At 73.6% G+C, this 19,732-nt stretch carries 22 protein-coding genes; 14 read left to right on the forward strand and 8 right to left on the reverse strand.

The genetic code is table 11. The annotated features are described in order from the left end of the window. Positions 1-35 precede the first annotated feature (35 nt). The 9 genes from sufD (at position 36) to ACGFI2_RS17440 (ending at position 7,581) form a co-directional block, all read left to right on the forward strand. Complete coding sequence (gene sufD / locus ACGFI2_RS17400; protein WP_393517671.1) at positions 36-1,181, forward strand: Fe-S cluster assembly protein SufD; 1,146 nt, start codon at positions 36-38, stop codon at positions 1,179-1,181. Continuing rightward, on the forward strand, positions 1,181-1,507 hold the full coding sequence (locus ACGFI2_RS17405) for a non-heme iron oxygenase ferredoxin subunit (protein WP_278104653.1): 327 nt from the start codon (positions 1,181-1,183) through the stop codon (positions 1,505-1,507). The genes sufD and ACGFI2_RS17405 overlap by 1 nt, the downstream gene beginning before the upstream one ends. Next, positions 1,507-2,280: a Fe-S cluster assembly ATPase SufC gene (gene sufC / locus ACGFI2_RS17410; protein ID WP_393517675.1), complete on the forward strand. Its 774-nt coding sequence runs from the start codon at positions 1,507-1,509 to the stop codon at positions 2,278-2,280. Before ACGFI2_RS17405 ends, sufC begins: the two co-directional genes overlap by 1 nt. A gap of 6 nt (positions 2,281-2,286) precedes the next feature. Beyond that, positions 2,287-3,594 carry a cysteine desulfurase gene (locus ACGFI2_RS17415; protein WP_393517678.1) on the forward strand — a complete coding sequence of 436 codons (1,308 nt, stop codon included), beginning with the start codon at positions 2,287-2,289 and terminating at the stop codon, positions 3,592-3,594. A gap of 42 nt (positions 3,595-3,636) precedes the next feature. Next, complete coding sequence (sufU, locus tag ACGFI2_RS17420) at positions 3,637-4,110, forward strand: Fe-S cluster assembly sulfur transfer protein SufU (RefSeq protein ID WP_393517681.1); 474 nt, start codon at positions 3,637-3,639, stop codon at positions 4,108-4,110. Between the two features lie 74 nt (positions 4,111-4,184). Next, positions 4,185-4,586, forward strand: a complete 402-nt coding sequence (locus ACGFI2_RS17425) for a metal-sulfur cluster assembly factor (RefSeq protein ID WP_393517684.1) — start codon at positions 4,185-4,187, stop codon at positions 4,584-4,586. Between the two features lie 322 nt (positions 4,587-4,908). Next, entirely contained in the window at positions 4,909-5,541 is a 633-nt protein-coding gene (locus ACGFI2_RS17430) for a LysE family transporter (protein ID WP_393517687.1), read from the forward strand. Positions 5,542-5,559: 18 nt separating this feature from the next. Continuing rightward, positions 5,560-6,198: an acVLRF1 family peptidyl-tRNA hydrolase gene (locus ACGFI2_RS17435; RefSeq protein WP_393517690.1), complete on the forward strand. Its 639-nt coding sequence runs from the start codon at positions 5,560-5,562 to the stop codon at positions 6,196-6,198. A gap of 165 nt (positions 6,199-6,363) precedes the next feature. After that, on the forward strand, positions 6,364-7,581 hold the full coding sequence (locus ACGFI2_RS17440) for an RCC1 domain-containing protein (RefSeq protein ID WP_393517693.1): 1,218 nt from the start codon (positions 6,364-6,366) through the stop codon (positions 7,579-7,581). Positions 7,582-7,666: 85 nt separating this feature from the next. On the opposite strand, the gene ACGFI2_RS17445 is transcribed toward ACGFI2_RS17440, so the two are convergent. Next, positions 7,667-8,590 carry a neutral zinc metallopeptidase gene (locus ACGFI2_RS17445; RefSeq protein ID WP_393518163.1) on the reverse strand — a complete coding sequence of 308 codons (924 nt, stop codon included), beginning with the start codon at positions 8,588-8,590 and terminating at the stop codon, positions 7,667-7,669. A gap of 247 nt (positions 8,591-8,837) precedes the next feature. On the opposite strand from ACGFI2_RS17445, the gene ACGFI2_RS17450 reads away from it, so the two are divergent. Continuing rightward, entirely contained in the window at positions 8,838-10,445 is a 1,608-nt protein-coding gene (locus ACGFI2_RS17450; RefSeq protein WP_393517696.1) for an ABC-F family ATP-binding cassette domain-containing protein, read from the forward strand. A 3-nt stretch (positions 10,446-10,448) separates the two neighbouring features. Here the strand turns inward: ACGFI2_RS17450 and ACGFI2_RS17455 are convergent, their stop codons facing one another. After that, on the reverse strand, positions 10,449-11,054 hold the full coding sequence (locus tag ACGFI2_RS17455) for a cadmium resistance transporter (RefSeq protein WP_393517699.1): 606 nt from the start codon (positions 11,052-11,054) through the stop codon (positions 10,449-10,451). Between the two features lie 193 nt (positions 11,055-11,247). On the opposite strand from ACGFI2_RS17455, the gene ACGFI2_RS17460 reads away from it, so the two are divergent. From ACGFI2_RS17460 to ACGFI2_RS17470, 3 genes are all read left to right on the forward strand, one after another. Beyond that, positions 11,248-11,475, forward strand: a complete 228-nt coding sequence (locus ACGFI2_RS17460) for a helix-turn-helix domain-containing protein (RefSeq protein WP_007072022.1) — start codon at positions 11,248-11,250, stop codon at positions 11,473-11,475. Positions 11,476-11,521: 46 nt separating this feature from the next. Next, on the forward strand, positions 11,522-12,289 hold the full coding sequence (locus ACGFI2_RS17465; RefSeq protein ID WP_393517702.1) for an enoyl-CoA hydratase/isomerase family protein: 768 nt from the start codon (positions 11,522-11,524) through the stop codon (positions 12,287-12,289). A 113-nt stretch (positions 12,290-12,402) separates the two neighbouring features. Continuing rightward, positions 12,403-14,385: an ABC transporter ATP-binding protein gene (locus ACGFI2_RS17470; protein WP_393518166.1), complete on the forward strand. Its 1,983-nt coding sequence runs from the start codon at positions 12,403-12,405 to the stop codon at positions 14,383-14,385. 46 nt (positions 14,386-14,431) lie between these two features. Here the strand turns inward: ACGFI2_RS17470 and mug are convergent, their stop codons facing one another. The 6 genes from mug to ACGFI2_RS17500 all read right to left on the reverse strand — a co-directional run bounded on the left by mug (position 14,432) and on the right by ACGFI2_RS17500 (position 18,761). Next, positions 14,432-15,052 (reverse strand): G/U mismatch-specific DNA glycosylase, encoded by a 621-nt coding sequence (gene mug, locus ACGFI2_RS17475; RefSeq protein ID WP_393518169.1) that lies wholly within the window; start codon positions 15,050-15,052, stop codon positions 14,432-14,434. A gap of 68 nt (positions 15,053-15,120) precedes the next feature. Further along, entirely contained in the window at positions 15,121-15,882 is a 762-nt protein-coding gene (locus ACGFI2_RS17480) for an SDR family oxidoreductase (protein WP_393517705.1), read from the reverse strand. 32 nt (positions 15,883-15,914) lie between these two features. Further along, positions 15,915-16,361, reverse strand: coding sequence for a hypothetical protein (locus tag ACGFI2_RS17485; RefSeq protein WP_393517708.1), 447 nt, complete (start codon positions 16,359-16,361; stop codon positions 15,915-15,917). Then, positions 16,358-17,176 carry a DUF692 domain-containing protein gene (locus ACGFI2_RS17490; protein ID WP_393517711.1) on the reverse strand — a complete coding sequence of 273 codons (819 nt, stop codon included), beginning with the start codon at positions 17,174-17,176 and terminating at the stop codon, positions 16,358-16,360. Before ACGFI2_RS17490 ends, ACGFI2_RS17485 begins: the two co-directional genes overlap by 4 nt. Then, on the reverse strand, positions 17,173-18,096 hold the full coding sequence (locus ACGFI2_RS17495; protein WP_393517714.1) for a TIGR04222 domain-containing membrane protein: 924 nt from the start codon (positions 18,094-18,096) through the stop codon (positions 17,173-17,175). Before ACGFI2_RS17495 ends, ACGFI2_RS17490 begins: the two co-directional genes overlap by 4 nt. A gap of 92 nt (positions 18,097-18,188) precedes the next feature. Next, positions 18,189-18,761, reverse strand: coding sequence for a TetR/AcrR family transcriptional regulator (locus tag ACGFI2_RS17500; RefSeq protein WP_393517717.1), 573 nt, complete (start codon positions 18,759-18,761; stop codon positions 18,189-18,191). 80 nt (positions 18,762-18,841) lie between these two features. Between ACGFI2_RS17500 and ACGFI2_RS17505 the strand changes: the two genes are divergently transcribed. Further along, positions 18,842-19,684 (forward strand): carbon-nitrogen hydrolase family protein, encoded by an 843-nt coding sequence (locus ACGFI2_RS17505; RefSeq protein WP_393517720.1) that lies wholly within the window; start codon positions 18,842-18,844, stop codon positions 19,682-19,684. The last annotated feature ends 48 nt before the right edge of the window (positions 19,685-19,732 follow it).

The following is a 19,732-nucleotide window of genomic DNA, read 5'->3' on the forward strand; positions in this document are numbered from 1 at the left end:
AATGACACCGCGTCGCTGAACAGACCAAGGAAGAGATGACTACCCAGGCTTCCGCGCCGCCCACGACCAAGTCGCAGGCGCTCCGCTCGTACGACGTCGCCGACTTCCCGGCCCTGACCGGGCTGGAGGAGGAGTGGCGCTTCACCCCGCTCAAGCGCCTCCGTGGCCTGACGGGTGACGGCTCCGGGGCGCCGCGCGGCACGGTCCGGCACGAGTACGGCGACCTGCCCGAGGGCGTCACCGTCGACCGGATCGGCCGCGACGACCCCCGGGTGGGCAGCGTGCTCACCCCGTTCGACCGGGTCAGCGCGCTGGCCTACGGCGGCGCCGACGGCGCGCTGCTGGTGCAGGTCGCCCGCGACGCCGTGGTGGACGCGCCGGTGCGCCTGCGCGCGGTCGGCGAGGACGCCGGGGCGCTGGCGTTCGGTCACACGTTCGTCGAGGTGGGCCGGTTCGCCGAGGTGACCGTGGTGCTGGAGCACGTCGGCTCCGCCACGCTCGCCGACAACGTCGAGGTGGCGGTGGCGGACGGCGCGAAGCTGACCCTGGTCACGGTCGCCGACTGGGCCGACGACGCGGTCCAGGCGCAGCACCTGAAGGTGAAGCTGGGCCGGGACGCCAAGATCGTCCACGTGCAGGTGAGCCTCGGCGGCGACCTGGTCCGGCAGAACACCACGGTGGAATACACCCAGCGCGGCGGCGAGGCCGAGTTGTACGGCCTCTACTTCGCCGACTCCGGCCAGCACCTGGAGCACCGGCAGCTGGTCGACCACACCGTGCCGGACTGCCGCTCCTACGTCGGCTACCGTGGCGCGCTCCAGGGCGACGAGGCGCACACCGTCTGGGTCGGCGACGTGCTGATCCGGGCCGAGGCGACCGGCACCGACACCTACGAGATCAACCGGAATCTGCTGCTCAGCGATGGCGCCCGGGCCGACTCGGTGCCCAACCTGGAGATCGAGACCGGCGAGATCGCCGGCGCCGGGCACGCCAGCGCCACCGGCCGGTTCGACGACGAGCAGCTGTTCTACCTGATGGCCCGGGGCATCCCGGAGGGCGAGGCCCGCCGCCTGGTGGTGCGGGGCTTCTTCGCCGAGCTGATCAACAAGATCCCGGTCGAGGACCTGCGCGAGCGGCTCGGCGACGCGATCGAGGCGCGCCTCACCAAGGCGGGCGCCTGATGATCAGGATCTGTTCGACCGAGGACGTGCCGAAGGGCGCGGCGATCAGCGCCGACGTGGACGGCGTGCAGGTGGCGATCGTGCACGGCGAGGACGACGTGTTCTACGCCGTCCGCGACGAGTGCTCGCACGCCGCCGTGGCGCTCTCCGAGGGCGAGGTCGAGGGCTGCACGCTGGAATGTTGGCTGCACGGATCCCGTTTCGACCTGCGTACCGGTGAGCCGACCGGGCTGCCCGCGACCGAACCCGTACCCGTCTACCCCGTCGAGGTCCGCGACGGCGAGATCTACGTCAGCATGACGCCGAGCAATGGAGTGACGCGATAATGAGCACCCTGGAGATCCGCGACCTGAAGGTGTCGGTCAAGCTGCCCGAGGGTGAGCTCAAGCCGATCCTGCACGGGGTCGACCTGACCGTGCGCTCCGGTGAGACGCACGCGATCATGGGCCCGAACGGCTCCGGCAAGTCGACGCTGGCCTACTCGGTCGCCGGCCACCCCAAGTACGAGATCACCGGCGGCGAGGTGACCCTCGACGGCGAGGACGTGCTCGCCATGTCCGTCGACGAGCGGGCCCGCGCCGGCCTCTTCCTGGCCATGCAGTACCCGGTCGAGGTCCCCGGCGTGTCGGTGGCCAACTTCCTGCGTACCGCCAAGACCGCCATCGACGGCGAGGCGCCGAAGCTGCGCACCTGGGCCGGCGAGCTGCGCGGGGCCATGGAGAAGCTCCAGATGGACCCGGCGTTCGCCCAGCGCAACGTCAACGAGGGCTTCTCCGGCGGCGAGAAGAAGCGGCACGAGATCGTGCAGCTGGAGCTGCTCAAGCCGAAGATCGCCATCCTCGACGAGACCGACTCCGGCCTCGACGTGGACGCGCTGCGCGTGGTCAGCGAGGGCGTGAACCGGGTCCGTGACAACGGCGACACCGGGATGCTGCTGATCACCCACTACACCCGGATCCTGCGCTACATCAAGCCGGACTTCGTGCACGTCTTCGTCGCCGGCCGGATCGTCGAGCAGGGCGGCCGTGAGCTGGCCGACAAGCTCGAGGAAGAGGGCTACGAGCGGTACGCCGCCGGGGCCGGCGCGGCGCGGGCCTGACCTGACATGACCTCCTTGATCGCGATCCCGGTGGGCATGCCGCAGTATGACGACGTGCCGCGTTTCGACGTGGCGCAGGTGCGGGCCGACTTCCCGATCCTGGACCGGGAGGTCAACGGTCACCCGCTGGTCTACCTGGACAGCGCCAACACCTCGCACAAGCCGCGCCAGGTGCTCGACGTGCTCACCGAGCACTACGCGGAGCACAACGCCAACGTGTCGCGCTCGGTGCACACGCTGGGCACCGAGGCGACCGAGGCGTACGAGGGCGCGCGGGCGAAGATCGCCGCGTTCGTCAACGCGTCGAGCGTGGACGAGGTGGTGTTCACCAAGAACTCCACCGAGGCGATCAACCTGGTGGCGTACGCGTTCTCCAACGCCTCGCCGCGCGCGGACGCCGACGCCCGGTTCCGCCTCGGCCCCGGCGACGAGATCGTGATCTCCGAGATGGAGCACCACTCGAACATCGTCCCGTGGCAGCTGCTCGCGGAGCGCACCGGCGCGACGCTGCGCTGGTTCCCGGTCACCGACGGCGGCCGGCTGGACGAGTCGGGCCTGGACGATCTGGTCACCGAGCGCACGAAGATCGTCTCGCTGGTGCACACGTCGAACATCCTCGGCACGGTCAACGCCACCGCGCGGATCACCGAGCGGGTCCGCCAGGTCGGGGCGCTGCTGCTGCTCGACTGCTCCCAGTCGGTGCCGCACCAGCCGATCGACGTGGTCGACCTGGACGCGGACTTCATCGTCTTCACCGGGCACAAGATGTGCGGTCCGACCGGCATCGGCGTGCTCTGGGGCCGGGGCGAGCTGCTCGCGGCGATGCCGCCGGTGATGGGCGGCGGCTCGATGATCGAGACGGTGACGATGGCGCGTACCACGTTCGCCGCGCCGCCGGCCCGGTTCGAGGCGGGCACGCCGCCGATCGCCGAGGCGGTCGCGCTCGGCGCGGCGGTGGACTACCTCACCGGCGTCGGGATGCGGGCGATCCAGTGGCACGAGAAGGAGCTGACGGCGTACGCGCTGGACGCCCTCGCCACCGTGCCGGGCCTGCGGATCTTCGGTCCGTCCGTGCCGGTGGGCCGGGGCGGGACGATCTCGTTCGCCCTCGGCGACGTGCACCCGCACGACGTCGGGCAGGTGCTCGACTCGCTCGGCGTGCAGGTGCGGGTGGGGCATCACTGCGCCAAGCCGGTGTGCGCCCGCTTCGGGGTGCCGGCCATGACGCGGGCGTCGTTCTACCTCTACACCACCACGGCCGAGATCGACGCCCTGGTGGCGGGCCTGGCGCAGGTGCGGAAGGTGTTCGAGTGAGCGGCGCCGCAGGAGCCCGCGAACCGACAGGAGTTCAGCCTGATGCAGCTTGAGTCTCTTTATCAGGAGATCATCCTGGACCACTACAAGCACCCGCACGGCCGTGGCCTGCGGGACGCGACGGACCCGGCGGCCCGGGTCGGCGAGGCGCACCACGTCAACCCGACCTGCGGCGACGAGATCACCGTGCGGGTGGCGACCGACGGCACGGTGTTCACCGACATCTCGTACGACGGGATGGGCTGCTCGATCAGCCAGGCGTCGGCGAGCATCCTGCACGAGCTGCTGCGCGGCCGGGCCGCGGGTGACGCCGCGGTGGTGCATGAGGCGTTCGTCGAGTTGATGTCCGGGCGTGGCCAGGTCACGCCGGACGAGGACGTACTCGGAGACGGGGTGGCGTTCGCGGGTGTCGCGCGCTACCCGGCCCGGGTCAAGTGCGCGCTGTTGTCGTGGATGGCGTTCAAGGACGCCGCGGCACGCGCCGGGGTGGGCGTGGGCCCCGAGGTGAAGGCATGAACGAACGCACCGAGCGGAGCGAGGGCCGTGAGGGCATGTCAGGCCGGCAAGGCATGAGCGAGCGAGGGGGCGGCATGAGCGAGGACGAGACCACCACGACGCCGGAGACCGGCGCGGTGGCGACCGACAGCCCGGCCACGCCGGCCGGCGGCAAGGCCGCCGTCGGCGACATCGAGGAGGCGATGAAGGACGTCGTCGACCCCGAACTGGGCATCAACGTGGTCGACCTGGGTCTGGTGTACGGGGTCCACGTGGACGACGAGAACGTCGCCACGCTGGACATGACGCTGACCTCGGCGGCCTGCCCGCTGACCGACGTGATCGAGGACCAGACCCGGCAGGCGCTGACCACCGGCCCGGGCGGCGGCCTGGTGAACGACATCCGGATCAACTGGGTCTGGCTGCCGCCGTGGGGCCCCGACAAGATCACCGACGAGGGGCGCGACCAGCTCCGCTCGCTCGGCTTCAACGTCTGACAGTTCCACCCACTCGGGCGCGGCACCCCTCCGGGGGCGCCGCGCCCGACGCGTCCCTCACCTTCCGCCCCGGATGCGCGCTGATTCACGGGAAAAAGTGGCCTCCGGCTCGCGGATGGGCACTCTTTCCGTGAATCAGCGGCTCGAGGGCGGGTGGGGCGGGGCGGGCCGGGCGGGGGAATGGGGTGGCGGGGGTGTGGGGTGGGGGGCAGGATGGGCGGGTGATCGAGGCGTACCCGAAGCAGGCTCCTGTCCGTGCGGCCACGGCCGCGCGTCGACAGCCCGCCGTGCCGCGGTCCGCCCCGACCCGTCGCCTGCCGTCGTGACCGGCGCGTTCCTCGCCGGCCTGGTCGCCGGGTACGGCGTCGCAATCCCGGTCGGCGCGATCGCCATCCTCATCCTGGGTCTCAGCGCGCGTAACGGGTTCCGGGTCGGCGCGGCGGCCGCGCTCGCCGTGGCCACCGCCGACGGGCTCTATGCCACGGTCGCCGCGCTGGGCGGCGCCGGGCTGGCCCGCGTCCTCGCCCCGGTTTCCGGGCCGCTGCGGGTGGTCGCGGCGCTGGTCCTGCTCGGCATCGCCGCGCACGGCCTGTGGCGCGCCTGGTCCGGCCGGCGGGCCCGGCAGGTCGCCGAGGCGCCGGCCGGTCGCGGCCTGCACACCCCGGCCCGGGCCTACGCCGCGTTGCTCGGGCTGACCCTGCTCAACCCCGCGACGGTGCTCTACTTCGCCGCGTTGGTGCTCGGTCGCCGGGACGCCGCCGACCCGGATCCGGCCACCGCCGCGTCGTTCGTGGCCGGCGCGTTCGCGGCCTCGGCGAGTTGGCAACTGCTGGTGGCCGGCGGCGGTTCGGTGGTCGGCCGGGTGCTGGCCGGTCCGCGAGGGCGGCTGGTCACCGGCCTGGTGTCAAGCGCGCTGATCGCCGGTCTCGCGGCCGCCACCCTGCTGTCCGGCTGAACCGCGTACCGTCGTGCCATGAGCAGCCGACCCGCAGCCGGGGGCGGCCGGTGGGTGGAGGTCGACCCGGCCCGCGTCACCCGCTGGGTCGAGGGCTTCGCCGACCGGCACGGCCCGCCCACCACCACCGCCCTGGGGTACGGTCTGCTGCTCACCGCCCCGGACGGGGCCACCGCCGAGTTGCACACGCCGCCCGGCGCGCGCCCCGCGCCGGACCTGCCCGCGTTCGCCGGTGTCGCCGCCGCTCCCCGCCGGCTCGGCCTGCTGCTGGCCCGCAAGGGCGCGGTGGCGGTCGGTGTCGCCGACGGCACCGAGCTGGTGACCTCCAAGGTGGACACCCGGTACGTGCAGGGGCGCACCGCCGCGGGCGGCTGGTCCCAGCAGCGGTTCGCCCGGCGGCGCGACAACCAGGCGAAGGCGGCCCTGGGCGACGCCGCGGATCTCGCCGTACGCCTGCTGTTGCCGGCGGCCGGCTCGCTCGCGGCGCTGATCTGCGGGGGCGACCGGCGGGCGGTGGACACGGTGCTGGCCGACCGGCGGCTGGCGCCGCTCGCGGCACTGCGCGCGGAGCGCCTGCTCGACGTGCCGGAACCCCGGCACGCCGTCCTGGTCGCGGCCGTCGCCGCCGCCCGGGCGGTCCACATCCTGGTCCGCTGAACGGGAAAGATCGCATCAAGTGCGGTCAATCGAGGTCACCGACGATGCATCGAACACAACCGATGCATAGGGTCGGTGTCGTGACGTGGCGGGTCTCCGGGCGACCCGCCAGGGCAGCGTCGCCTCCGCCAGTCAGGCACCGACATCGTTGGGAGAGGGAACTACATGAGCGGATATCAGGACGGCCGGCTGCGGACCCGGTGGCGCCGCCGTACGACAAGGCTCCTCGCCGCCGCGGCGGCGATGTGTACCGGCGGCGTCATGCTCACCGCCGCGCTGACGGCGGGCCCGGCGGCGGCCGCCGGCACCGCCGAGCGCGCCGCGCTGGCCGCCCCGGCGGTCACCAGCGTCACCACGGGCGGCGCGCACACCTGCGCGATCAGCGCCGACGGGGGACTGTGGTGCTGGGGCTCGAACTACGGCGGGCAGCTCGGTGACGGCACCACCACGAACCGGAGCACCCCGGCGCGGGTCGGCGCCGCCACCTGGACCGCCGTCGACGGCGGCACGGGGCACACCTGCGCGGTCCGGACCGACGGCACGCTGTGGTGCTGGGGCTCGAACTTCCGGGGCCAGCTCGGCGACGGGACCACCACGGGCCGGAGCGCACCGGTGCAGGTCGGCACCGCCACCACCTGGGCCAGGGTCAGCGCCGGGCCCGCGCACACCTGTGCCGTGCGCACCGACGGCACGCTCTGGTGCTGGGGCTTCAACCGGACCGCGCAGCTCGGCGTCGGCGACGACCCGTACGTCGCGACCACCCCGTTGCGGGTCGGCACGGCGAGCAACTGGGCGAGCGTCTCGACCGGCTTCGCACACACCTGCGCCGGGCGCACCGACGGGACGCTGTGGTGCTGGGGTCTCAGCTCGGACGGGCAGCTCGGTCTCGGCACCCTCGGCTCGCAGACGACGCCGGCGCAGGTCGGCACCGCGACCAACTGGTCCGGCGTCACGGCCGGGTACGCGCACACCTGCGGAATCCGGTCCGGCGCGCTGTGGTGCTGGGGGGAGAACGGCTACGGGCAGCTCGGCGTGAGCGGCAGCTTCCGGACCACGCCGATCCAGGTCGGCACGGCCACCACCTGGAGCAGGGTCGACGCGAGCGGTGACGCGTCGTGCGCGTCACGCACCGACGGCAGCCTGTGGTGCTGGGGCAAGAACGCCTCCGGGCAGGTGGGCGACGGCACCACCACCCACCGGTCCGCGCCGACCCGCGTCGGTGACGCCACCACCTGGACCGGCGGCCTCGCCGTCGCCGACCACGGCTGCGGGATCCGGACCGACGGCGGCCTGTGGTGCTGGGGCGACAACAGCGGTGGACAGCTGGGCGACGGCACCACCGTCCAGCGGCCCACCCCGGCCCAGGTGACCCTGCCGGGCTGATCCCGGAACGACGTCGGACCGCCGGCCCGCGCCGCTGGACGTCTCAGCGGTGCGGGCCGGCGGTCCGGGGTGGAGCCGCGCAGGTCTACTTGCCGGAACCGAAGGTGTCGCAGGCCTTCGGGTCGCCGGTGGAGAAGCCCTTGGTGAACCACTGCTTGCGCTGCTCGGAGGTGCCGTGGGTGAACTCGTCCGGGTTCACCGGCCGGCCGGACCGCTGCTGGATGGCGTCGTCGCCGATCTTCTCGGCGGTGTCGATGGCCTGCTGGATGTCCTGGTCGGTGATGCTCTTGAAGATCTTCTGGCCCTTGTCGTCGGCGGTGCCGGTGGCGTTCTTGGCCCAGGCGCCGGCGTAGCAGTCGGCCTGCAACTCCAGCTTGACCGAGAGCGCGTTGGCGTCCTGCGGGTCGCGCTGCTGCTGGCGGCGCATCTCCGCCTCGGTGCCGAGCAGGTCCTGCACGTGGTGGCCGTACTCGTGGGCCAGCACGTACGGCTGGGCGAACTCGCCCTCGGCGCCGAGTTGGTCGGCGAGCAGGCGGTAGAACGTGAGGTCGATGTAGACCAGGTCGTCGGCCGGGCAGTAGAACGGGCCGACCCCGGAGTCGGCCGCGCCGCAGCCGGTGTTGACGTTCTGGCTGAAGAACACCGTCTTGGACGGCTGGTACTGCTCGCCGAAGACCTCCGGCATGGCGGTGCGCCAGTATGCCTGGATCGAGTTGACGTAGAGGGTGTTGCGGCAGTCGAGTTGCTTCAGCGCGTCCTGCGCGGAGCACTTCTGCTCCAGCGAGGTGTTGTCGCCCTGCTCGGACCCGCCGCCGCCGTTGGTGGCCGCGTTGAGCCCGAATCCGCCGCCCACCAGGGCGACGAGCACGGCGATGATGATGCTCACGAGCCCGCCCCGACCACCGCCGCCGCCCGGGATCGGGATGCCCATCCCGCCTCCTCCTCCGCCGGACCCTCGACGGTCGTCCACCTGGCTGGTGTCGACCCGCGCGTTCTCGTTCAGCTCCATGTTGACCCCGATCACCGATCTGTCCGTGTGTGGTGGTTGCGGTACCGGACCGGGTCCGGACGGCGCATTCGGTACCCGATGATCTTGTCTGGTAATCCGACGGGGGCGGCGCGACGCGCCCGGTACACTTGTCCCGTGCTGCGCTGCGAAGGCTGAACGGCCCCGCGCCGACGGGAGATGACGACCCGCCGGCGCTTTCGCGTGCCCTGAGTCAGCCCTTCCGGACCCCGAGAGCGAGTACTCCGAAATGATCACTGCCACCGGCCTGGAACTGCGCGCCGGTTCCCGGATCCTGCTGTCCGACACCACCCTGCGGGTGCAGCCGGGAGACCGGATCGGCCTGGTCGGGCGCAACGGCGCCGGCAAGACCACCACCCTGAAGGTGCTCGCCGGGGAGGGCCAGCCGTACGGCGGGCAGATCGACAGGCGCAGCGCCATCGGCTACCTGCCGCAGGACCCGCGTACCGGCGATCTGGAGGTCACCGGGCGGGACCGGGTCCTCTCCGCGCGCGGCCTGGACGTGCTGATGGCCCAGATGACGGAGCTGGAGAACAAGCTCGCCGAGGGCGCCGACGACGAGCGGCTGGTCCGCCGCTACGGCGCGCTGGAGGACCAGTTCGCCTCGCTCGGCGGCTACGCGGCGGAGGCCGAGGCGGCCCGCATCTGCGCCAACCTCGGCCTGCCCGACCGCGCCCTGGCGCAGACCATCGGCACGCTCTCCGGCGGTCAGCGCCGGCGCATCGAGCTGGCCCGGATCCTGTTCCGCGACGCGGGCGAGAACGGCGGCGGCATCCTGCTGCTGGACGAGCCCACCAACCACCTCGACGCCGACTCGATCACCTGGCTGCGCGGCTTCCTCGGCAACCACAAGGGCGGCCTGATCGTGATCTCCCACGACGCGTCGCTGCTGGAGGCCGTGGTCAACAAGGTCTGGTTCCTGGACGCCACCCGGTCCGTGGTCGACACCTACAACCTCGGCTGGAAGGCGTACCTGGAGGCGCGGGAGACCGACGAGCGCCGCCGCCGCCGGGAGCGGGCCAACGCCGAGAAGAAGGCCGGCGCGCTGATGGCCCAGGCGGACAAGATGCGGGCCAAGGCCACCAAGACCGTCGCCGCGCAGAACATGGCCCGGCGCGCCGAGCGGCTGCTCTCGGGCCTCGACGAGGTCCGGGTGTCCGACCGGGTGGCCAAGGTGCGCTTCCCCAACCCGGCGCCGTGCGGCAAGACGCCGCTGACCGCCGCCGGCCTGTCCAAGTCGTACGGGTCGTTGGAGATCTTCACCGACGTGAACGTCGCGGTGGACCGCGGCTCCCGGGTGGCCATCCTCGGCCTCAACGGTGCCGGCAAGACCACCCTGCTGCGGATGCTCGGCGGCCTGCTGGAGCCGGACACCGGCGAGGTGCGCCCCGGGCACGGCCTGCGGCTCGGCTACTACGCCCAGGAGCACGAGACGCTGGACGTGGACCGGACCATCCTGGAGCACATGCGCAGCGCCGCCTCGGACCAGACCGACACCGACCTGCGCAAGATCCTCGGCGCGTTCCTGTTCTCCGGCGACGACGTGGACAAGCCGGCCGGCGTGCTCTCCGGCGGCGAGAAGACCCGGTTGGCGCTTGCCACCCTGGTCTGTTCGGGCGCCAACGTGCTGCTGCTGGACGAGCCGACGAACAACCTCGACCCGGTCAGCCGGGAGCAGGTGCTCGACGCCATCGCCCGCTATCCGGGCGCGATCGTGCTGGTCACCCACGACCCGGGCGCGGTCACCGCGCTCAAGCCGGACCGCGCGATCCTGCTGCCCGACGGCGACGAGGACGCGTGGTCGGACGACCTGCTGGAGCTGGTCGAGCTGGCGTGACTGTCAGCGCAGGAGTTCGGCGAGCCGGGGGAGGACGCCGGAGGTGAGCACGATGGTCGCGCCGATGGCGATGAAGATCGCCGGCACCAGCCAGTGGCCGACTCGGCCGACCAGCGCCACCACCCGCGGATGCCCGCCGAGCGCGGCGGCGACGCCGCACCAGACCGCGATCAGGGCGGCGAAGACCAGCAGGTACGCCAGGCCGGTGGCCGGGCCGAGGGCACGGAAGACCGGCACGTAGACGGCGATGTTGTCGGCGCCGTTGGCCACCGTGACCCCGGCGACGCCGAGCAGGGTGCCGACCACCGCCGGCGGTTCGTCGTCGTCGGCGCCCCGGCCCGGCAGCGCCCGGATGCCGAGCGCGATCGGCAGCAGCCCGAGCAGGCCGGGCCACGGGTCGGGCACCACCAGCAGGCCGGCGGCGGCCACCACCGCGACGGCGACCAGCGCGCCGATGCCCGCGTACTGGCCGGCGACGATCTGCCAGGGCCGTGGCCGGCCGCTGCGCCGGGCCGCCACGAACAGCACGGTGAGCACGACGATGTCGTCGAGGTTGGTGGCGGCGAACACGCCGGCGGCGCCGGCCGCGGCGGCGATCAGGTCGGTCACCGGCGCACCATACGACCCCGTCATCGGAGCTGCCGGTACGGATCTGGCGGTCGGAAGGATCACTCTATCGGGAAGCTGACAATGCGTAGCGTGTCGGTTGGCGAATAGTTGATATCTGGCGCATGATCGTCCGAGGCGGTCTAATAGGTGGGACCGTATCCGAACCGCACAGTCTGGGACGTGAGGAATCAGCATGGCAGCCACCGGCACAGCCACCAGCACTGAGAAGGGTCGCCGGATCGTCGGGGCCGAGCGTCAGACGCTCGCCAAAGACCTGGTAAAGCGGTACACCGGGGGTGAGAGCATCCGTGCGCTGGCGGCCTCGACCGGCCGTTCCTACGGATTCATCCACCGGGTGCTCACCGAGTCCGGGGTGCAGTTGCGGCAGCGCGGCGGCGCCCGGCGCCGCAAGAAGGCGTGACCCGCCCCCCAGCGTCGTCCATCAGCGTCGCGCTCCGGGTGGTCAGGTGACCGCCGAGACGGCCGGAGTTCGACTCGACTGCGACGGGCCGGTCGCGACGGTGACGTTGTGCCGGCCCGACGTGCTCAACGCCCAGACCCCGGCCATGTGGCGCGCCATGGGCGACTTCTCCCGGGACCTGCCCGGTGACGTCCGGGTCGTGGTGGTGCGCGGCGAGGGCCGGTCCTTCTCCGCCGGGCTGGACCTGGCGGTCGCCGGCGCCTCCGGGCCGGGCTCCTTCGCCGAGCTGGCCACCCTCCCGGAGCGCGAGTGCGCCGACCGGATCGCCGAATACCAGGGCGGCTTCACCTGGCTGCACCGGCCGGACGTCATCTCGATCGCCGCGGTGCAGGGCCACGCGATCGGCGCCGGTCTCCAGCTCGCCCTCGCCTGTGACCTGCGCGTGCTCGCCGCCGACGCCAAGCTCTCGATGGCCGAGGTGACCCTCGGTCTGGTTCCCGACCTGGCCGGCACCCGTCGCCTGGTCGAGCTGGTCGGCTACTCCCGGGCCCTGGAGATCTGCGCCACCGGCCGCCGGATGGACGCCGCCGAGGCGGACCGGATCGGCCTGGCCACCCTGGTGGTGCCGAACGACGAGCTGGACGCCTCGGTGCGCGACCTCTCCGCCGGGCTGCTGGCCAACAACCGGGACGCGATCGTGGAGATCAAGGCGTTGCTCGCCGGCGCGTCCGGACGCTCGCACGCCGAGCAGCAGCGGGCCGAGCGGGAGGCGCAGACGAGGCGGATCCGGGACCTCGCCGGCCGGGGCGAATAGTAAGGACCGTTCGGGAAGATCCGGGTTACTCGCGAGGTTGTCACAGGCGTCGGGAGAATTGACCTCGACGGTTCATGCTGCCCGACGATCCGGAGGTGACGATGTCCAACCACATGGCCGGCGGCGGCATGGGCGGCTGGAGCATGCTCCGGTCGCTGCGCAACCGCGACGAGGTCTCCGCGCACCGGCTCAAGCGCGGCACCGCCCGGCGGATCGTCGCGTTCGCCCAGCCCTACCGGCGTGACATCGTCGTCTTCCTGATCACCGTGATCGTGGCCGCGGTGATCGGCGTCGCCACCCCGCTGCTCGCCGGTGACGTGATCGACGCGATCGCCGGCGGGAAGTCCGACGCCCGTCAGACCGTGGTCCGGCTCGCGGTGATCATCGCCGTGCTGGCCGTGGCCGACGCGCTCTTCTCGCTGGCCCAGCGGTGGTATTCGGCCCGCATCGGCGAGGGCATCATCCTCGACCTGCGCACCCGGGTCTACGACCACGTCCAGCGGATGCCGCTGCAGTTCTTCACCCGCACCCAGACCGGCGCGCTGGTCAGCCGGCTCAACAACGACGTGCTCGGCGCCCAGCGCGCGTTCACCTCGACGCTGTCCGGGGTGGTCAGCAACGTCATCCAGCTCGTGCTCACCGCCGGGGCGATGCTGGTGCTGTCCTGGCAGATCACCGTGCTGGCGCTGGTGCTGCTGCCGATCTTCATCATCCCGGCCCGCCGGGTCGGCCGGCGGCTGGCCGAGATCACCCGCGAGTCCTACAACCTCGACGCGAAGATGAACGCCACCATGACCGAGCGGTTCAACGTCTCGGGCGCGTTGCTGGTCAAGCTCTTCGGCGCGCCCGAGGTGGAGGCCACACGGTTCGCCGGCCGGGCCGAGCGGGTCCGCGACATCGGCATCCAGTCCGCGATGTACTCCCGCACCTTCTTCGTGGCGATGCTGCTGGTCGCCTCCCTCGCCCAGGCGCTCACCTACGGGTTGGGCGGCTGGCTCGCCGTCGCCGGCGCGGTCAGCGCGGGCACCGTGGTCAAGCTGGCGCTGCTGCTCACCCGCCTCTACGGTCCCCTCACCGCGCTCTCCAACGTCCGGGTCGACGTGATGAGCGCGCTCGTCTCCTTCGACCGGGTCTTCGAGGTGCTCGACCTGCGTCCCGGCATCGAGGAGAAGCCCGACGCCGTGCCGGTGCCCCGGGGCAACGGCCGGGTCGAGTTCCGCGACGTGCGCTTCCGCTACCCGAGCGCCGCCGAGGTGTCGCTGGCCTCGCTGGAGGAGGTCGCCACGCTCGACCGGACGGTCAACGAGCCGGTGCTCAAGGGCGTCTCGTTCGCCGTCGAACCGGGACAGATGGTGGCGCTTGTCGGTCCGTCCGGCGCCGGCAAGTCGACGCTGTCCATGCTGATCTCCCGGATCTACGACGTCAGCGACGGCCAGGTGCTGGTCGGCGGCGTCGACGTGCGCGACGCGACGCTCGCCTCGCTGCGCGACGAGATCGGCGTGGTCACCCAGGATTCGCACCTGTTCCACGAGACGATCCGGGAGAACCTCCGCTACGCCAAGCCCGACGCCACCGACGACGAGATCTGGGCCGCGCTGGCCGGCGCACAGGTCGCCGACCTGGTCCGGGCCCTGCCCGACGGGCTCGACACCACGGTCGGGGAGCGGGGCTACCGCTTCTCCGGCGGTGAGAAGCAACGCATCGCCATCGCCCGGCTGCTGCTCAAGGCCCCGTCGATCGTGATCCTCGACGAGGCCACCGCGCACCTCGACTCGGAGAGCGAGGCGGCGGTGCAGCGGGCGCTGTCGGTGGCGCTGACCGGGCGTACCGCGCTGGTGATCGCGCACCGGCTCTCCACCGTGCGCGACGCCGACCAGATCCTGGTCCTCGACGAGGGGCGGATCGTCGAGCGCGGCCGGCACGACGAGCTGGTGGCGGTCGGCGGTCTCTACGCCGAGCTCTACCGGACCCAGTTCGCGGTCGCCGACTCCGCGGCGCCCTACGTCGAGCCGGAGCAGCCGGAGACGGTGGTGACCACGGTGCCGATGGGCACCTACGTCGCCCAGGAGGCCATGCCGCCGGCCGCCGCCAACTGACGACCCGGCTCGGAGATTGACCCTGACACAGCGGCCCGACGATCCGCTAGCCGGCGACGACTGCCGTCCGCAGCTCGCCGAAGGCGGCGCCGAGCGTCTCCGGGGTGAAGTGTGCGTTCAGCCCGCTCGGGTTGGGCAGCACCCAGAGCCGCGCCGGCCCGAGCGGCTCCGGCTGCGGCCCGAAGCCGGCCTTCGGCCGGGCGAACCCGATCCGGTAGGCGGTCACCCCGACCACCGCCACCCAGCGCGGCCGGTGGCGCTCGACCTTCGCGGTCAGTTCGCGGGCGCCGTCGACCAGTTCCCCGGCGGTCAGCTCGTCGGCGCGGGCGCTGGCCCGGGCCACCATGTTGGTGATGCCCAGCCCGAGCGCGGGCAGCTCGTCCTGCTCGCTGGGGTGCAGCAGTCGCGGGGTGAACCCGCCGCGGTGCAGCGCCGGCCAGAACCGGTTGCCCGGGCGGGCGAAGTGCCAGCCGGTGGCCGCCGACCACAGGCCCGGGTTGATGCCGACGAAGAGCACGTCCAGCCCGGGCGCGATCACGTCGGGCAGCAGCCGGTCGGCCGCGGCGGCGAGCTGCTCCCGGCTGGGTCGCGGGTGGCGGCGGGCGGGCGCGCCGGGACCGGTCGCGGGTTCGGGCCGCCCGCCGGCGGGACGGCGTCGGTCGTTCATCGGCGTGCCGTCACGGGCCGCGAGCGCCTCGGCGCGCCGTCGCAAGGCTGCGAGGTCATCGGCCGCCGTCACAGCCCACGCAGCGCGCCGCCGTCGACCGGAACGGTGATCCCGGTGACGTAGCTCGCGGCGGGGGAGAGCAGGAACGCGGCCACCCGGCCGAACTCGGCCGGGTCGCCGATGCGGCCCAGCGGGATGGCCGCCTCCGCCTCGGCGCGGGCCCGGTCGGCGTCGCCGGTGGCGGCCAGCAGGTCCCGGTTGCGGTCGGTCATGATCCGCCCGGGCAGCAGGCTCAGCACCCGTACGCCGCGCGGGCCGTACTCGTCGGCCAGGTCCTTCGCCACGCCGGCCAGGCCGGGGCGCAGGCCGTTGGAGATGCCGAGGCCGGTCAGCGGCGCGCGCGCCGAGGTGGACAGCACCAGGCCGATCGCGCCGCCGTCGGTGAGCGCGCCGGCCACCGTCCGGGCGACCCGGACGCTGCCCAGGAAGACCGTCTCGAACGACTCCCGCCACTGCTCGTCGGTGATCTCGGCGGCGGTGCCCCGGGGTGGGCCGCCGACCGAGATCAGCGCGCCGTCGAGGCGGCCGAAGTGCTCACGCGCCGCCGCGACGAGGCGGGCCGGGGTGCCGGGATCGGCGAGGTCGGCGGTCAGCCCGATGGCCCGCTCCGGGTCGCCGAGCGCCTCGACGGCGGCGGCCACCCGTTCCGGGGCCCGGGCGGCGACCACCACCCGGGCGCCGTCGGCGACGAGCTGCTGGGCGGTGGCGAAACCGAGGCCGCCGGAGGCGCCGGTCAGCACGTACACCCGGTCGGCGAGTCCGAGATCCATGCGTCCGATCCTGCCGTACCGGACGGCGCCTGTCAGCGCGGGGCGGGCCGCAGCAGGCGTACCCGGCCGGCGAGCTGGATCGCGACGGCGCCGCCGGTGCGGGCGAGCGCCGGCAGGCGGCGGGGCCGGGGCGCGGCGCGGCCGTCGTAGCGGCTCGCGGCCTCGCGCACGGCCAGCTCCTCCGCGCCCAGCGGCGGCAGCGCGCCCCGGTCGCGCAGCTCGCGGGCCAGGTCCCAGCCGTCGCGCAGGGAACCGCTGGTGGGGCGTCCGTCCGCCCAGCCGGTGAACACCGCCGGCCAGTCGGCGCCCAGGCCGGCGGCGAGCAGCGGCCAGTGCCGGGCCACGTCGCCGGCCCGCTTGCGCAGCAGCGCCCGGCGGGCCGCGTCGACCGGCGCCGGGGCGAAGCCGGACGGCAGCGGCCCGCCGGCCACCAGCGCCGCGACCAGTTCGGCCTGCCGGGCCGCCAGGTCGCCGCTCACGTGACCACCGGGTGACCGGAGGCGGCGGCCAGTGCGTCCAACTCGCCGCGCAGCTCGGCGGCGGGCGGGTAGTGGCCGTCGCGCTCCAGCAGCAGCGCCGGCGGACGACGCCGGTCGCAGAGCTGGCGGACCAGGTCGAGCACCGCGGCAGGCACCGGGTCGGTGTGCGTGTCGTGGTAGAAGCCGCCGGCCTCGGCGCCACCGGCCACGTGGACGTAGGCGATCCGCTCCAGCGGCAGCCGGTCCAGCAGCGCGGCGGCGTCGCCGCCCCGGTTGCGGGCGTTGGCGTGCACGTTGGCGACGTCGAGCAGCAGCAGCGCCCCGGTGGCGTCGAGGATCTCGGTGAGGAAGTCGGCCTCGTCCAGTTCGTCGTCGGGCCAGTCGAAGAGCGCCGCGATCGGCTCCAGCGCCAGCGGCACCGGCAGCTCCGCCTGTGCCCGCCGGACGTTTGCCACCACCGCGGCCACCGCCTCCCGGCTGCGTGGCAGCGGCAGCAGGTGACCGGCCTCCAGCCCGCCGGCCCGCACGAACGCGATGTGCTCGCTGACCAGCGGCGCCGCCAGCGCCGCGGCCACCCCGGCCAGGTGCGCCACCCGGTGCGGGTCGACCGGTTCCGCGCCGCCGAGCGAGAGCCGCACCCCGTGGGGTACCACGGTGACGCCGCGTTCGCGCAGCTCGGTCAGGCCGTCGGGCAGCGGCCCGCCCGGGGTCACCCCCTCCGCGACGACCTCGACGAAGCGCAGCCCCGGCAACCCGGCCACGAAGCCGGCGATCTCGGGACGCCAGCCGATGCCGACGCCGGACGGGCCGCTCATCCGCCGCACCCGCCGCCGCCTCCGCATCCGCCGCCACCGCCGCAGGAGCTGCCGCCGCCGCAGGAGGAACTGCCCCCGGAGCAGGAGCTGCCGCCGCCGCACGAGGTGCCGGAGCTGCCGGCGGTGCCCATCGCCTGGCGCTGGATCTCGGCCTGCTCGGCGAAGCCCGGGTCCATGGTCCAGAGCGTGGCGGTGCCGAACAGCGCCACGCCCAGGGCCGCGTCCGACGGGCCGTAGGTGGCGTACGCCGGTGCGGCGGAGGGGCGCAGCCAGGCGTGCCGGCGGCGCAGGTCGCGCAGCGCGGCGGTGGCCGCCCGGGTGCGCCAGGGCACGCGGTTGAGCAGCAGGAACGCTCCGAAGAGCGGGAACAGGGTGAGCAGCAGCCAGCCGGCCGGGCGGCCGTTGGTCAGCCCGACGAAGGCACGCACGACGCCGAGCGCGAGCAGGGCGAAGATCAGCTTCGACCCGCGCCGCAACGCCCGGCGCCGCTCCTGGTCCAGGGCCAGGCCCCGACGCACCAGATCGTCACGCAGACTGTCGAGAGCGCGCCGGACCCATTCGTCCCGGCCCAGTTCGCGGGACCGCAGGCCGCGGCTCGCCGCGTGGTGGATCGCCTGGTCCAGCGGGGTGACGCCGGCCGGCAGCGGCCCGCCGGGGGCCAGCCGCCGGTCCGGGTGCGCGCCGACCGCGCCGGCCCGGCGTAGCCCGCCGAGCGAGGTCCAGACCGCGAGTTGGTCGCCCCCGTTGAGGTACGCGACCTGCTGCGGCCCGAGCGCGCCGTGATCGGTCACGGCGGTGCCGGTCAGCGCGCGGAACCGGTACCCCGCCACGCCGACGACCAGAACGACGGCCGCGACGAGGTACCAGCGCAGGAAGACGGGGCCGGGTACGCCCCAGGTGTCGGCCGCGAGGACGGTCATGGGCTGCTCCTGTCGCGAGGGGGTCGCGGCCCATTGTGGAGCAGGTGCGCCAGCGTTGATCTCCTCGGCGGGGGCAGTTACCGGACCGAGACTCAGTGCCGGCGGACGGCCTCCTCGACCAGGTCGAGCACCCGGATCAGGTCGCCGGCGGGCCGGCCCATCGCCAGGTGCAGCACCAGCCCGTCGTAGGCCAGTTCGAGGAACTGCGCGAGCACGTCGATCGGCACGTCGTCGCGGAGCACGCCGGCCTCGCGCTGGCGGAGCAGGCGCTCCCGGGTGGCCTCGGCGATGGCCGCGGAGCGCTCGGACCAGCGCTTGGCGAACGCCGGGTCGGTGCGCAGCCGGCGGGAGACCTCGAGCTGGCTGCCGAGCCAGCCGGTGGTGTCCGGGGAGACCGCGCGGGCCAGCAGGTCCTGCATCACCTGGACGAGGCCGTTGCGGGCGACCGTCTCCACCATGGCGGCGGCGTCGTCCTCGGCCACGGCGAGGAAGAGCGAGTCCTTGTCGCGGAAGTGGTGGAAGATCGCGCCCCGGGAGAGGCCGGTGGCCTCCTCCAGCCGTCGCACGGTGGCGCCCTCGTAGCCGTGCCGGGCGAAACACGCCCGCGCCGCGGTGAGGATCTCCTGCCGGCGCGCGTCGAGCTGGTCCTGACTTACTCTGGGCACGTCACGATCGTCGCAGGTGAGAAGGGGTCGACGCAAACCGTACGTACGGCTTGCGAGAACTGTTCGCTACGATCCCGGTCGTGTCCCTTCCCACCGCCCCGCTGACCGTCGCCGCCGTGCAGGCCCGACCGGTGCCCGGCGACGTCGCCGGCAACGCGCACGCCGCCGCCCGCCTGGTCGGCCGCGCCGCCGGCGCCCGCGTGGCGGTGCTGCCCGAGCTGTTCCTGCCGGCGTACCACCCGCCGACGCTGGGCGCCGACCCGGCCGGCACGGACGTCGTCGCCGACCCCGACGGACGGGTCGACGACCCGAGGCTGGACCCGCTGCGCGTCGCCGCCCGGGACGCCGGAGCCGCCGTGGTGATCGGTGCCGCAGTCCGGCACCCCGACCGGCGGCGCACCATCTCGTCGCTGGTCGTGGACCCGGGCGGCACGGTCACCGCCGCGTACGACAAGCAGCAGCTCTGGGGCGGCGAGCGCGAGCTGTTCGTCGCCGGCCGGCGGGGCGCCACGCTTGTGGTCGACCAGTGGCGGTTCGGCCTGGGCATCTGTTACGACGGCTGCTTCCCCGAGCACGGCCGGGCCGCGGCGGCCGACGGCGCGCACGGCTACCTCTGCCCCAGCGGCTACCTGGCCGGCTCGGCGCACCGCCGCGACCTCTACTACGCCGCCCGGGCGCTGGACAACACCATGTTCGTGGTGTTCGCCAACGCGGTCGGCGGGGCGGATCCCTGGCGGTTCAACGGTGGCGCGGCGGTCTACGACCCGGAGGGCCGGCCGCTGGCCCGGGGCGCGGACACCGGCGAGGACGTGCTGGTGGCGTCGCTGGACCCGAGCGTCCTGGCGGACACCCGCGCGGCGCACACCATGCTGCTCGACCGGCTGCCGGACGCCGGCGCCGCCCGCGCCACGTTCGTCGCCTGAGCGCGACGGGGGCCCCTCGGCCCTGCCGGTGCCTCGGCCGTTCCCGTA

Source organism: Micromonospora sp. NPDC049282, from assembly GCF_043197045.1.
GTDB lineage: Bacteria > Actinomycetota > Actinomycetes > Mycobacteriales > Micromonosporaceae > Micromonospora.

Bases quoted from the DNA above. Each gene is read 5' to 3' on its own strand.
- sufD (WP_393517671.1), top strand. From the start codon at position 36: ATGACTACCCAGGCTTCCGCGCCGCCCACGACCAAGTCGCAGGCGCTC.
- ACGFI2_RS17405 (WP_278104653.1), top strand. From the start codon at position 1,181: ATGATCAGGATCTGTTCGACCGAGGACGTGCCGAAGGGCGCGGCGATC.
- sufC (WP_393517675.1), top strand. From the start codon at position 1,507: ATGAGCACCCTGGAGATCCGCGACCTGAAGGTGTCGGTCAAGCTGCCC.
- ACGFI2_RS17415 (WP_393517678.1), top strand. From the start codon at position 2,287: ATGACCTCCTTGATCGCGATCCCGGTGGGCATGCCGCAGTATGACGAC.
- sufU (WP_393517681.1), top strand. From the start codon at position 3,637: ATGCAGCTTGAGTCTCTTTATCAGGAGATCATCCTGGACCACTACAAG.
- ACGFI2_RS17425 (WP_393517684.1), top strand. From the start codon at position 4,185: ATGAGCGAGGACGAGACCACCACGACGCCGGAGACCGGCGCGGTGGCG.
- ACGFI2_RS17435 (WP_393517690.1), top strand. From the start codon at position 5,560: ATGAGCAGCCGACCCGCAGCCGGGGGCGGCCGGTGGGTGGAGGTCGAC.
- ACGFI2_RS17440 (WP_393517693.1), top strand. From the start codon at position 6,364: ATGAGCGGATATCAGGACGGCCGGCTGCGGACCCGGTGGCGCCGCCGT.
- ACGFI2_RS17445 (WP_393518163.1), bottom strand. From the start codon at position 8,590: ATGGAGCTGAACGAGAACGCGCGGGTCGACACCAGCCAGGTGGACGAC.
- ACGFI2_RS17450 (WP_393517696.1), top strand. From the start codon at position 8,838: ATGATCACTGCCACCGGCCTGGAACTGCGCGCCGGTTCCCGGATCCTG.
- ACGFI2_RS17460 (WP_007072022.1), top strand. From the start codon at position 11,248: ATGGCAGCCACCGGCACAGCCACCAGCACTGAGAAGGGTCGCCGGATC.
- ACGFI2_RS17470 (WP_393518166.1), top strand. From the start codon at position 12,403: ATGGCCGGCGGCGGCATGGGCGGCTGGAGCATGCTCCGGTCGCTGCGC.
- mug (WP_393518169.1), bottom strand. From the start codon at position 15,052: ATGAACGACCGACGCCGTCCCGCCGGCGGGCGGCCCGAACCCGCGACC.
- ACGFI2_RS17480 (WP_393517705.1), bottom strand. From the start codon at position 15,882: ATGGATCTCGGACTCGCCGACCGGGTGTACGTGCTGACCGGCGCCTCC.
- ACGFI2_RS17490 (WP_393517711.1), bottom strand. From the start codon at position 17,176: ATGAGCGGCCCGTCCGGCGTCGGCATCGGCTGGCGTCCCGAGATCGCC.
- ACGFI2_RS17495 (WP_393517714.1), bottom strand. From the start codon at position 18,096: ATGACCGTCCTCGCGGCCGACACCTGGGGCGTACCCGGCCCCGTCTTC.